Raw genomic sequence first — 13,481 nt, 5'->3', positions numbered from 1 at the left:
CCTCTTTCCCTTTTTTCAAACAAGCAAGAATAGGAAGGTGGTTCACATGACATTACAAGTTCCAACAATATTAATTGGTTTAGGTGGAATCGGTAGTACTGTGACGCATCAAATATATGAAAAACTGCCTGAAGAGCGCCGGAAAAAGGTAGCAATGCACGTATTTGATACAGATGTGAATACATTAAGTAAATTCGATCATATTCGAAAGTTTAAGACACAAACAAGTTCTAGTAAAACGCCTAGGGAATATATTGCGGGAGATCCAACGATCCCAGAGTGGTTTCCGATGGATCCGACTATACTTGATAAACCATTAACAGAAGGAGCAGGACAGTTACGCGTCATTTCACGTTTAGCGTTACGTGCTGCGATGAAAGAAGATAAATTGACGTCTTTTTGGCAAGAAATCGAGAAGATTTTTCCGGTTACAAGTGATCAAACGGAATATGGTGTGCGTGTCATTATAGTAACATCACTAGCAGGCGGAACAGGTTCAGGGATGTTTCTGCAAATTGCTTTATATTTACGTGAAATGCTTCGGAAGAAATTGCAGCATCATAACATTTTAATACGCGGTGCGTTTTTAATGCCGGATGTTTTAGTAAAGACGAGAACGGTTAGCGCGAAAGAATTTGAAACGGTGCAAGCAAATGGCTATGCATCGTTAAAAGAATTACATGCTATTACGCTCGGGTCTACTGGAGAATTATCAAAACGCGGCGGTGTAACAATTGAATTAGAGTATCGCCCTGATCAAGTAGATGAAGACGGAAGAACGAATCATACAATTAAACAACATCATTTACCGTACAATTATTGTTTCTTATACGATTACGAAAACCTACATGGACACCATTTACACAATTTATCAGACTATATGGAACAGATGGCAAATACAATTTATTTACAGTTATTTAGCCCGATGTCCACAAGTCATTTTGCACAGGAAGACAATCAAATTCAGCAATTAGCAGAATCAAGCGGAAAAGGACGATATTGCGGGGCAGGAACGGCAAAACTCATTTATCCATATGAACATGTGTTAAAATATTGTGCTTTAAAATGGGCTGTGCAAGGTTTAGATGAATCGTGGCTTCATTTAGATCAACTGTTTCAAGAGAAGAAACAAAGATACGATCAAGATGTAAAACGTGGGATGCAACGTGAAAAGCCGGAGAGAGGTAAAAGTTATTTAGAGGACTTGGAGCATCTTGCTACCCGTCCAGAGCAAGCTCATATTTTCTATAGACAAATGTACAATGAAACACGTGAAGGAGCAGAGGGTGGTAAGCTCGGAGTTGCGAAATCAAAACTTTTTTTAGAAGCTGTAGAAAGTTATGTACAACGAACGGTGCAAAAAGATGAGGAATTAAATCGTCTGCAACATGAGTGTAAAATTTCAGCTACGAAACTGAAAATGATGGAACAAATGAAGGGTGAAGTGGCAAGAGTGGATCATGCGGTTCGTTTATATGCGTATGCGATTCCGAGCCGGGTACATGAACATGTAACGACACTTTTATATGACATGATTGAATCAGACCGCTTTTCACCAAGTGGCTCTGAAGGGCAGTCCTATCAATTAAATACATGGTTTTTAAAGAAAACAGATCCCGTTCACCCAGTAGCAGCACGTTTTATGTTATATGAAATTCGAAAGCAGTTAGTAGAAAAAATGAATCGACTACATGAAAATAATGAACAAAAGCGTAATGTAATTCAAAATTACGATAAAAAATTTAATGTGGGTAATATTGATGGAACGGTAACGGCTGTACGCCGAGTAGAAATTGCTCAACAACAAGGCTGGTTCGGAAAAATGATTAATAATCAGCAACGTTTATTCAAAAGAGAATTTGAAGACATCGTAACGCAATATGTACACAAATTAAATGAATATCGAAAAGAAATGCTATTAGAACTTGTATATCAATCGCTATATCAAGCAGTTAATAAAATGATTCAATATTGGGAAAGATTTTTTGATAATTTACATGAAACACGTGAAAATTTACTGTTTGAAATCCAAAAGCGCAGTAAGGAATTTGAAGGGAAAACAAACCCGACGAATGTATATGTATTAGCTGAGGAACAGCTGCAAGAAAAGATATGGCAAGATATGCAGCAACATTTAAATTTAGGTGTACTACCGAAAGATATATCAGCGGAAATTTATATGAGTTTGTACGGGGAATACTGTCGTGATGCGAAAACAGAAGAGATTCAGTCGAAAAAGGTAGAGGATTTCTACCGAGAACATATACTGAGCTATTGTTATGACGAACTGCAAGTACGCTATCGTGATAAATTAGAACTGAATATTATTGAAGCGTTGCGAAAAGAAGCAGATTATAAGAAACGTGATCGCGATGAATACGTTCGTGAAAAAATTGAAGACCTGTTCCATTTAGCGAGTCCATTCGTTCCGAAAGTTGCTCATCATAGGGAATTACAATATTGGGGTATACATCCTTCTTTAAAGAAAGAGTTGCAAGAGGAATTAATTCAAGAAATGTTTAAAGAAAAAGATACAGTACATGAAGCCTTTTCGCCATTTGAAGTGATCTGTTATCGAGCGCATTACGGCTTATCGCTGCAAGACTTTCCTAAATTATCATCAGGACATATTTCAAATGGATTTATGAATGATAAAGGTGACTATTTCCAATCGTATTATCGCCGTGTAAACAAATTAAATAGTAAAAAATCTAGTTTAACGCCGCATTTAGATAAGTATTGGCATTTACCAGCCTTTATGCCAGATTTAAACGCGACTCAAACAAAATTAGATTATGATAAATGTAATCGTGCATTACTATACGCATATATGTATCGCTGGATTAGTTTAGTTGCTGTTGATGGACAGTTTGTGTATCAATATAACGGTGTAGGACGTAGCTTTTTAATTCAGTCGATGGGGAAAAATATTTCAAGCGAAAGTTATAAATTACACAGAGCGTTGCTTCATAATCCGTTTATTTATGAAAACATCTTGTCACGATTTGAAGAAGAGCAAGAAAAGGCGATGATACAAGGTGGACATTTATATACACATCCGTTCGTATTAGGAGCCCAAGATGTAAGATGGCTTAGAAAAGAACATGTCCACAATCTTTTAGATATGATTTTAATGTATGACCGTGAAGCGAAGTATGATCCGACGTTAGAAGAAACATCAGATGAATTATTAAGACTATTCCTTGATGAAATCGAGTTGTATTTCCAGAACTATTACGGTACAGGTGCCGATATGGTGGCAAAGAAAGAGAAAGAAATGTTTATTAAACAATTGTGGGATCGCTCGCATGCAAAAGGATATGTAGATCCAAATAGCGCTCCGTATAAAAAATGGCAAAATTTATTAGGTGTTCAAGATGAAGAAGAAACGTCAAAAACGAATGTATAATGAATGAAAAGGGAATCCTTAAAAGTGGCAATACAACTTTAGAAAAGAGGGATTCTGATGCCGTTTTTAGGAAGTGTATATCAAATATTTGGGTTATATCCGGAACTTTATTATGGGATGATTTCAGCGGAGCTGCAAGAGGAAGCTCAGAAGGAGCATCTTGAAAATAGTAGTGCAGAAGCTGAAGCGGAAGAATAAAAAAAGTGCAGATGAAAATCTGCACTTTTTTGTTAGTATTAAAATGGTAAAATAACCTCAAATGAATTATTATTTTTAAATAATAACTCATTTGAGGTTATTATGATTTTCATTGCATTGTATGCAATGAAAATTGTATGAAAATCAATGTAATAAAATGTGTATGAATATTAAGGTGGAAAACAACAATGTTTTTGAGAAAATAATTATGTATAAAAATAACATTTGATACATAATCAACCGATTATTTTTGATTGATTTATTATTGACAATATAATTAATTGTATGATAAATTCAATCAGCATTCTTAATGGTTTTTTGTACCATTAATATTTTGAAAATTCAATATGCTATAAGGGGATTGATTTTTCTGTTTTTTTGAGGTGGGTTACTAAGTCTATAAGGGAAGTGAACTATGTATATTTTTATTTTTAAAATAGAACAGTAATAAAGAATGTAACAAGTAAGAGATAAACTTGAAAAAGAGGTTTCAAAGAATGAGTCTTTTCATAAAGAAAGCAATGGATGAAGAAAAGAAAAAAGTATTGAATCAAACTTTAGGAGCGATTGATTTAACTCTTTTAGGTATTGGAGCAATTATTGGTACAGGTATTTTCGTATTAACTGGTATTGTAGCAGCGAAACATGCTGGTCCGGCGATTGTATTATCTTTTGTATTAGCGGCAATTATATGTGCATGTGTAGCTTTCTGTTATGCTGAATTTGCATCTACAGTTCCAGTTTCGGGAAGTGTATATTCATATACATATATGACACTAGGTGAGATTTTTGCATTTATAGTTGGCTGGTGTGTTATGCTGGAGTATTTATTAGCGACTTCTGCGGTTGCAGCAGGCTGGTCAGCATATTTTCAGTCATTGCTACTAGGTTTTAATATTCACATTCCTACGGTTTTTGCTTCGGCACCAGGAATGGGGAAGGGTGGAATCATTGATTTACCAGCAGTTCTTATTATTTTAGTTGTTACATTTTTATTAAGCCGTGGTGCAAAAGAAAGTGCACGAATAAATAATATAATGGTTATTATTAAACTGGCTGTTATTGTAGGATTTATTGTTGTAGGGACACAATATGTAAGACCAGAGAATTGGCAACCATTTCTACCGTTTGGTTTTCACGGTGTGGTAGGAGGCGCTGCTACTGTATTTTTTGCTTTTTTAGGATTTGATGCAGTTGCAACAGCCGCAGAAGAAGTGAAGCGTCCACAACGTAACGTGCCAATTGGGCTACTTGTTTCCTTGTTCATTTGTACGGTTCTATATGTAGGTGTTTCATTCGTGTTAACTGGAATGGTTCCGTTTACGGAATTAAATGTTGCTGATCCGGTTGCATATGCGTTGCGCATTGTAGGAGAAGATAGAATTGCTGGGTTGTTATCGGTGGGAGCGATAGCAGGGCTAACAACAGTTCTGTTAGTAGCTATGTTTGCATTTGTTCGTGTATCTTATTCGATGAGTCGAGATGGATTGTTACCAAAAAGACTTTCAAGTGTCCATAAACGTTTACAAACTCCATTTTTTAATACATGGGTTACAGGTATACTAGCAGCTTTATTAGCGGGATTAGTGGATTTGAATTTATTAGCTAATTTAGTGAATATGGGAACGATAACAGCATTTGTGTTTGTATCTATAGCTGTCATTGTATTAAGAAAGACACATCCTAATATGAAGAGGCCATTCCGTGCTCCTCTAGTACCTTTTTTACCTATCGTTTCGATAGTAAGTTGTATATATTTAGCTTTGAACCTTTCTAAGCTTACTTTAATTAGTTTTGTGGCATGGATTATAGTAGGGGTTTTCATATATTTTGTATATGCTAAAAAACATAGTAATGTTAGAAATAGAAATAAAGTATAGTCCATTGAAATAATACTTGTAATGGAAATGAAAACACGCTACTTATTCATATAAGAACAAGTAGCGTGTTTTTTCTATTTAATAATCCCATTTTCTAAAATTTTAATAGTTGGTGCCACTTTCACATTAGCTTTTGAAAAGGCACTCGGCCAATCATCTTCGACTTGTTTCCATTCTTTATATTGAAACGCTCTCGCATAATCACCAAATCCGAATGGATCAAGTTGCTGTTTTTGAATGTTGTGGATTAAATCGTTCAAATCTTTGTTTAGTTGTTTTGTAATAAGAGAAGTTAATTTCTTTCTATCTTTGTCTATATCCATATTGAATGTAAGTTCAGAGACAGCAATTTTTAAATCCATTTTAACATGAAATTTGAAGTGGTTATCGCTATAGTCTGTATGGATATCACGATTCATGCTAAGAACATTTATTGTTACGAAATCGCCGCCATCGGTATCTTTTAAATCACTATTACTTTCAACTGAAGTAGAAGGGATTTTCAATGTAAGCGAAACCGGTGTATTCGCTTTCTTTTGTAACAAAAGAAGAAGGGCGCTTTCATAACGATTTAATGACATTTTATAAATTCCGCGAGAAGTTAATAGCGCGGAACCAGTAACGATAACATCCTTTTTACCTTTTTTTATTTCTGAAATAGCAGGTGTTATACCTTTATTAAACGTTTGCCTGTGAAATTCATGGAATGTCGTAAAAACGGTCCGATTGTACAGTTTGTTCGTGTTAATTAAATCTGTTAAATACTCGGGAAGGGCAGGCTTATCTTTAAAGTTATTATATATAACTGAAGAAATTGGACCGTCTACTGCAACCATGCGCATGTTTCCAGTGTTTTTAGGATCACGATACCAAACATCAAGGTAAGGCATAGCCCCTTCTTGTTTTAAAAAAATTGTGCTAAATAAAATGAGCTGTAACTTTTCTGTAGATACTAAACCGCCACTTGAACTATTAAACGTTGCTTTTGCTTCTCGAGGTGTACGTACTTTCGCTTCATGTGTTTCGTACTTTTTTTCTACGTCTTCATTAAAAATAGGATTTACGTGGTACACAATTAATTTTCCTTTTGCTTTTGCGTCAAAGCCGTAAATTAATGAAATCGATTGTTTTTCTAAGTCGAGTCGATCTCCACAGCCTGTTAAAAAGGTTATGAGAAAGTAAAGTATAGTGAAATGAATAAAGCGCCTCATTTAAACTCTTCTCCTTTTCCAATGCTGATAAAGTGTCATGTATAAGAGAAATACGACTGGGAATAGAAAAACGATAAAATAACTTGCAGTTCCCCAAAATTCTCGCAACGAACTTATTTGGTAAGAGGAAGGGATATAAAAGAATAAGATGAAAATACACCCGAATAATAAAACATAAATAGGTAATGAACTGCTTTTTTTGTTAAGTAATTGATTAATTCCATCTGAAGCAGTGAAAATATAAGGAATACAGGAATCAAAAATAATAAAGAGATAAAATGACAAAAAGATAATTTCAAATCGCTCAAGAAATGAGAAGTGAAATGGTGTAACAAGAGAAAGAGTCGGCCATAAAAACTTTGTTATACCATCTGGACTAAAATAAACAAAAGAGACAAACGTGACTTGAAGATAAATAAATAGCGTAATCAAATTCGCAAGAACAATTCCTTTTTTTGCAGATGATTTATTACTGAGATAAGGATAAAGGACAAATGCAAACTCAAATCCGAGAAACGCAATGATAGTTGATTTTACTGTGTTTAAAACTGGTATCCAGCCTTCTTTAAGAAGAGGAAGAAGATAAATCCAATGCCCATCTTTAAGCGGAATAAACAATAGAAAAGGCATCCATAGTGTGAAAAATACAGTGAAAACAGCATAGCGACTTATAATAAGAACGCCTTTACATGCTAGCATTAACATTGGAATAGATAGTAAAATCATAATTAAAAACATTGGAGTTCTAGGTAAAATCCAAATGTGAATAACGTATAAGAGGGAAAAAATTAAGGAAATAGCTGCAAGGACAGCATATAAAATCCAAAAAATCATTCCTACTCTTCCTAGCCACTCCCCAAGATAACGAGTCAGCACATCGAGTAAAGTATATCCAGGATGATTTTCCATAATTTTCACAATACATAAACTGACTAAAGTAGTGAGAGCACATCCAATAATAATAGACATCCAGCCATCTGTATTTGCCCCTTGTGCAACTTCACGCGGAAGTGTAAGGACACCGAATCCTACTTGAACACCACTAATCGTTAAAATGTATTGAAATAAACTAATCTCCCTCTTTGCACGTTTTGTCACTTATTATCCTCCTTTTCCTCAACATCTCTTTGCCGGTTATCTTGTTTTAATTGTAGAGATAGTGGTCGTTTCTTCATAATTTTCCATGGGAAACGTACAAGGGTATCTTTTAAATCCGAAGCAAATAACGGAGAAAAAGGACTACCATAAGGAACACCGAGAGATTCCATAGAAAGTATATGAATAATAATGATTGCCATTCCAACCATAATTCCAATGACGCCAAATAAAGAGGCGGCTATCATCATTGGGAATCGAAGAAGTCGAATTCCTGCTGACATTTCTAAGTTAGGAATAATGAAGGAGGCAACCGCAGTAATTGATACGACGATAACCATAACGTTACTAACAATCCCAGCTTGAACGGCAGCTTGTCCAATTACAATTCCTCCTACGACGCCGATTGTTTGTCCAACAGGCCCAGGAAGCCGAATCGCTGCTTCTCGGAGCATTTCGAGAACTAATTCCATTAATAAAGCTTCTAATATGGGGGGAAAAGGAATTTTGGCTCGAGATTCTCCAATCGTTAACAACAATTTGAGCGGAATCACTTCATAATGGAAGGAAATCATAGCAATATAAAGAGCAGGAGCAAATATTGCAATAAATAGCCCAGTGAAACGAAGAAGTCGTATAAAAGATGGAATCATGGGTCTGAAGCTGTAATCATCTATCGTCTGAAAAAAGGATGAAAAGGTCATAGGTCCTATTAATACGCCTGGTGAGCGATCTACAACAACGGCAATTCGCCCATCTAGAATATGATGTGCTGTTGTGTCAGGGCGTTCAGTTATTGATAATTGCGGAAAGAGAGTAAAGGAATTATCTTCAACAAACCCCTCTAATTCACCAGTAGTAAGAATCGCATCAACTTTTACTGACTCGATACGAGATGCCATTTCTTTTACGACATTTTCGTTCGCAACATCTGCTAGATAAAGCAAAAAAACCTTTGAAGTAGCTCGTTCACCAACAGTGAATTCCTTCACTTTTAATTCGCGATTTGGAATATATCGACGAATAAGTGCAAGGCTGTCGCTCGCTACTTCATTAAATCCTTCGTGTGAGCTTTTTATGGAGCTCTCTGTTGTAGGTTCTTCAATGCTCCTTTTTGGTGCCGCTTGCGTATCAAGCTCTAAAGTGGATAGTTGTCCGTTTATAAATAAAATACTTTTGCCGTGTAAAAGAGATTGTTCAATGTCTGTCCACTGTTGAACTTTTTTAATATTTCCGATAGAAACAGATGCTTCCCAAAAATCGTCTTCATTCCACTCTTTAAATAAGAGAGGACGAAGAATGTTTACGTTAATAACAGTTTTGTCTACAAGTCCTTCCATATATATAAGTGCAGCTTCCTGTCCGTTTTTTAATGGAAAAGTGCGTGTTATTAATTCTGGAATACCGCTAAACATTTTGGACAAGTGCTTTAAATTAAGGGAAAGGGAAGAAGAGATAGATTTATTTAATGCGTAATCAGCTTGCTCTTGGGTAGAAAAAGATTTTTCACCACGAATCCATTTATTAAAAGACCCCATTTGTTCGCTTACTCCTTGTTATGTTTTATCTCGATTGGTGAGGGCTGATAATCAGTGGGGGATGAAGAAAACCCCCCACTGATTAAAGTTTCACTTTATATGGGTTATTATGGATAGTTACAAGCTGACATATGCGTAGTTTAAATTTTATATTGTATATTTTTAACTTTAACGCTATAATTATAGTGTTAAAGATGGAATCGTGATATGACCTGTTATGACCTGTTATGACTCTATCGTTTTATTTATGAATAAATGGATTGGTATTTTAGCAAGATGTGCTAATAAACTACTCCACCATGATAATAACGTGCCGAAATGCGGTGCGTATATTTTCGTGGTGGAGTTTTTTTATTCTCAAAAAGGGGGAAAGACCATGAATAACAACATGGTTCATATTACAATTGAAGGAAAAAAGTATACAGCGGAGCCCGGTTCAACGATATTGGGTGTTATTAATGAGAACGGGATTGAACATCCGCAAATTTGTTACGTGCCAGAAGTAGATCCTATTCAAACATGTGACACTTGTATTGTAGAAGTTGACGGAAAGTTAATGCGATCTTGTTCGACAGTAGTGATGGAAGGTATGAACATTGAACGTGCTTCTGTTCGCGCAAAAGAAGCACAAACAGAGGCGATGGATCGGTTACTAGAAAATCATTTATTATACTGTACAGTATGTGACAACAACAATGGGAACTGTAAACTGCATAATACAGCAGAATTAATGGAAATTGAACATCAAAAATATCCGTATGAACCGAAAGTAGATGTAAGTGAAGTTGATATGACACATCCGTTTTATCGCTATGATCCTAATCAATGTATTGCATGCGGTCAATGCGTTGAGGTGTGTCAAAACTTACAAGTAAATGAAACGTTATCGATAGACTGGGAAGCGGAACGCCCACGAGTTATTTGGGATGAAGGAGTAAATATTAATGATTCTTCATGCGTTAGCTGTGGTCAATGTGTAACGATTTGTCCTTGTAACGCTTTAATGGAGAAAACGATGCTCGGTGAAGCTGGATTTATGACGGGATTAAAACCAGATATTCTTGAACCGATGGTAGATTTAATTAAAGAAGTTGAGCCTGGATATAGCGGTATTTTTGCGGTATCAGAAGTGGAAGCGGCCATGCGTGATACTCGTACGAAGAAAACGAAAACAGTATGTACATTTTGTGGTGTAGGTTGTTCGTTTGAAGTGTGGACGAAGGGGCGTAAAATTCTTAAAGTACAGCCATCTTCAGATGCACCAGTTAACGCAATTTCCACTTGTGTAAAAGGGAAATTTGGTTGGGATTTCGTAAATTCTAAAGAACGAATAACAAAACCTTTAATTCGTAAAAATGGAACGTTTGTTGAATCTACATGGGAAGAAGCACTGAATGTAGTTGCAAATAAATTAGGCGCTATTAAAGAAGAGTACGGTAAAGGTTCTATCGGATTCATTTCTTCCTCTAAAATTACAAATGAAGACAATTATGTAATTCAAAAATTAGCTCGACAAGTATTTGGAACGAATAATATTGATAACTGCTCACGTTATTGCCAATCACCAGCAACGGATGGTTTGTTCCGTACAATTGGTATGGGCGGTGATGCCGGAACGATTAAAGATATTGCGCAATCTGGTCTTGTTATTATTGTAGGATGTAATCCGACAGAAGGTCATCCTGTTCTAGCTACACGTATTAAACGTGCACATAAATTACACGGACAAAAGTTAATTGTAGCTGATCTTCGTAAAACCGAAATGGCAGAGCGATCAGATGTCTTTATTAGTCCAAAACAAGGAACAGATCAAGTTTGGTTAATGGCTGTTACGAAATATATGATCGATCAAGGTTGGCATGATCAGGAATTCATTAATGAGAATGTAAACTTCTTTGAAGATTTCAAAGAAAGCCTAGAGGAATATACACTTGAATATGCAGAAGAAGTAACAGGCATTTCAAAAGAAACACTTATTCAAATGGCTGAAATGATTCGTGATGCAGATGGTACATGTATCCTTTGGGGTATGGGGGTAACGCAAAATACAGGTGGTTCTGATACTTCCGCTGCAATTTCAAACTTACTTCTTGCAACAGGGAACTATCGTCGTCCAGGAGCAGGTGCATACCCACTTCGAGGCCACAATAACGTACAAGGTGCTTGTGATATGGGGACTTTACCAGGATGGCTTCCAGGATATCAGCACGTTACTAACGAAATGGAACGTGCGAAATTTGAAACTGCTTACGGAGTGAAAATTGATAGTGAACCAGGTCTTAATAATATCGAAATGCTTCACGCAATTGACGAAGGAAAAATGAAAGCAATGTATCTTGTAGGAGAAGATATGGCTCTTGTAGATTCTAATGCAAATCATGTACATGAAGTGTTATCGAGCCTTGATTTCTTCGTTGTGCAAGATGTTTTCCTTTCTAAAACTGCTCAATATGCAGATGTTGTATTACCAGCAGCGCCATCTCTTGAGAAAGAAGGTACTTTCACAAATACAGAGCGCCGTGTCCAAAGATTATATCAAGTTCTTCCTACGCTAGGAGATGCGAAACCAGACTGGTGGATCGTCCAGGAAGTTGCGAATAAACTAGGTGCAAACTGGAATTATAGCCACCCAAGTGAAATCTTTGCTGAGATGGCAAGTTTATCACCATTGTTCTCGCAAGCGAACTATGAAGTGCTTGAAGGATGGAACAGTTTCCATTGGGGAAGTTTTGATGGAACGAATACACCACTTCTGTTCCAAGACGGATTTAACTTCCCAGATAAAAAAGCTCGTTTTGCGATTGCTGACTGGGTACGTCCAGCTGAATTTCCAGCTGAGTTTGACCTTCACATTAACAACGGTCGTATGCTTGAGCATTTCCATGAAGGGAATATGACAAATAAATCAACAGGTATTCAAACGAAAGTACCTGGTGTTTTCGTTGAAATCTCTCCAGACCTTGCAAAAGAACGTGGCGTAAAAACAGGTTCGTTAGTTCGTCTTGTCTCTCCTTTTGGAGCGTTAAAATTACGTGCACTCGTTACAGATCGTGTAAAAGCGAATGAGTTATATTTACCGATGAACTCTACAGATAACGAAACGGCAATTAATTTCTTAACAGGTCCTGCTGTGGATGTACGTACGAATACACCTGCGTATAAACAAACAAAAGTACGTATGGAAGTATTAGAAGTTGATGGCGAAAATCCGATGCCAAAAGCGAACCCACGCAATAAAAAACGTCACCCTCAAGCTGGAATTGAGGTACATCGTAAGTGGGCACGTCCAGGGTATGTGCATTTAACGGATAAGTAGGAGGAGAAAACTATGGCTGCACCTATAAAAATGATTCAAAAACAAGAATTAACTGAGGAAGAAATAAAACAGCAAAAGTTAGATGATTTAAAAGAGCTTCTAACTAATAATGAAGAAGCTCTAAATCAGGTGTTTAATATAGTAGGGGAATTAAATGACATTGGAATGCTAGAAGCTGCAAATTCAATGCTAAAAGCGAAAGAACCAATTGCGAAAATTGTTCTAGGTCAAGTAACTCGTGAGCCTGTTACAAATTTAATTAATAATATGATGGGCGCTGCAGGTGCGTTAACTGAACTTGACCCAGAACTTACGAAAAAGCTTATAGGTAGTTTATTAGTCGGGCTAGAAGAAGGTAATGAACATCTAGAAAGTAGTAAAAAAGTAGGGATATTCGATCTTATGAAAGTATTGAAAGACCCAGATATTAACCGTGCTATCGGGTTTGGGCTTCATTTCTTAAAAGGTATGGGGAAAGGGTTAAAAGACGAATAAACTTCATGAAGTGAACCTTTCCGCCCAAATATTTGTAGGAAATAGTTTGGGCGGAAGGCTCATTTTGGTAAAATATATAATAGAGTAAAATGAGGCTTTTGGGAGGTATAATTGTATGTCAAAAAAAGTACATGAATTTAATGATATGATACGAAAACTTCGAAAGGAACTTTTCGGAAAAGGACCAGAACGAATTCATACTGTTTTTGCGGAAAATATGGCTATAGCGACATGCCCATCAACTTAAAAATCTTCACTACCCCCAAGTGTAAAAAAACGTTATTCTTTCTAAAAAAGCTAGACTAGAAAGGATGACGTTTTCTTATGAATCTCTCGATT

Annotated in this window: 8 protein-coding genes and 1 pseudogene; 6 read left to right on the top strand and 3 right to left on the bottom strand. The window is 36.2% G+C overall.

Going from position 1 to position 13,481, the window contains the following annotated elements; translation table 11 throughout:
- The first annotated feature begins 46 nt into the window (after positions 1-46).
- The 3 genes from MR168_RS21935 to MR168_RS21925 all read left to right on the top strand — a co-directional run bounded on the left by MR168_RS21935 (position 47) and on the right by MR168_RS21925 (position 5,487).
- Positions 47-3,409: a tubulin-like doman-containing protein gene (locus tag MR168_RS21935; protein ID WP_000175124.1), complete on the top strand. Its 3,363-nt coding sequence runs from the start codon at positions 47-49 to the stop codon at positions 3,407-3,409.
- A 57-nt stretch (positions 3,410-3,466) separates the two neighbouring features.
- A complete protein-coding gene (locus MR168_RS21930) occupies positions 3,467-3,607 on the top strand; it encodes a hypothetical protein (protein ID WP_001116192.1) in 141 nt (46 codons plus the stop codon).
- 497 nt (positions 3,608-4,104) lie between these two features.
- Positions 4,105-5,487: an APC family permease gene (locus MR168_RS21925; protein ID WP_000051661.1), complete on the top strand. Its 1,383-nt coding sequence runs from the start codon at positions 4,105-4,107 to the stop codon at positions 5,485-5,487.
- 74 nt (positions 5,488-5,561) lie between these two features.
- On the opposite strand, the gene gerSC is transcribed toward MR168_RS21925, so the two are convergent.
- The 3 genes from gerSC to MR168_RS21910 are packed head-to-tail and all read right to left on the bottom strand — an operon-like array spanning position 5,562 to position 9,331.
- Positions 5,562-6,698 carry a spore germination protein GerSC gene (gene gerSC, locus MR168_RS21920; protein ID WP_006928459.1) on the bottom strand — a complete coding sequence of 379 codons (1,137 nt, stop codon included), beginning with the start codon at positions 6,696-6,698 and terminating at the stop codon, positions 5,562-5,564.
- On the bottom strand, positions 6,699-7,796 hold the full coding sequence (locus MR168_RS21915) for an endospore germination permease (protein WP_000166518.1): 1,098 nt from the start codon (positions 7,794-7,796) through the stop codon (positions 6,699-6,701).
- Complete coding sequence (locus MR168_RS21910; protein ID WP_000534516.1) at positions 7,793-9,331, bottom strand: spore germination protein; 1,539 nt, start codon at positions 9,329-9,331, stop codon at positions 7,793-7,795. The genes MR168_RS21915 and MR168_RS21910 overlap by 4 nt, the downstream gene beginning before the upstream one ends.
- 376 nt (positions 9,332-9,707) lie before the next feature.
- Here MR168_RS21910 and fdhF point away from each other — a divergent pair, with 376 nt between their 5' ends.
- The 3 genes and pseudogenes from fdhF to MR168_RS21895 all read left to right on the top strand — a co-directional run.
- Entirely contained in the window at positions 9,708-12,647 is a 2,940-nt protein-coding gene (gene fdhF, locus MR168_RS21905) for a formate dehydrogenase subunit alpha (protein WP_086412200.1), read from the top strand.
- 12 nt (positions 12,648-12,659) lie between these two features.
- On the top strand, positions 12,660-13,142 hold the full coding sequence (locus MR168_RS21900; RefSeq protein WP_006922604.1) for a helical membrane plugin domain-containing protein: 483 nt from the start codon (positions 12,660-12,662) through the stop codon (positions 13,140-13,142).
- Positions 13,143-13,257: 115 nt separating this feature from the next.
- Positions 13,258-13,374 (top strand): annotated as a pseudogene (locus tag MR168_RS21895) (Na-translocating system protein MpsC family protein); the annotation flags it as partial.
- Between the last annotated feature and the right edge of the window lie 107 nt (positions 13,375-13,481).

The sequence above is a fragment of the Bacillus cereus group sp. BfR-BA-01356 genome (genome assembly GCF_022663635.1).
GTDB lineage: Bacteria > Bacillota > Bacilli > Bacillales > Bacillaceae_G > Bacillus_A > Bacillus_A cereus.
Note: the sequence above shows the minus strand (reverse complement) of the source record. Positions and strands in the feature narration are given on the sequence as shown.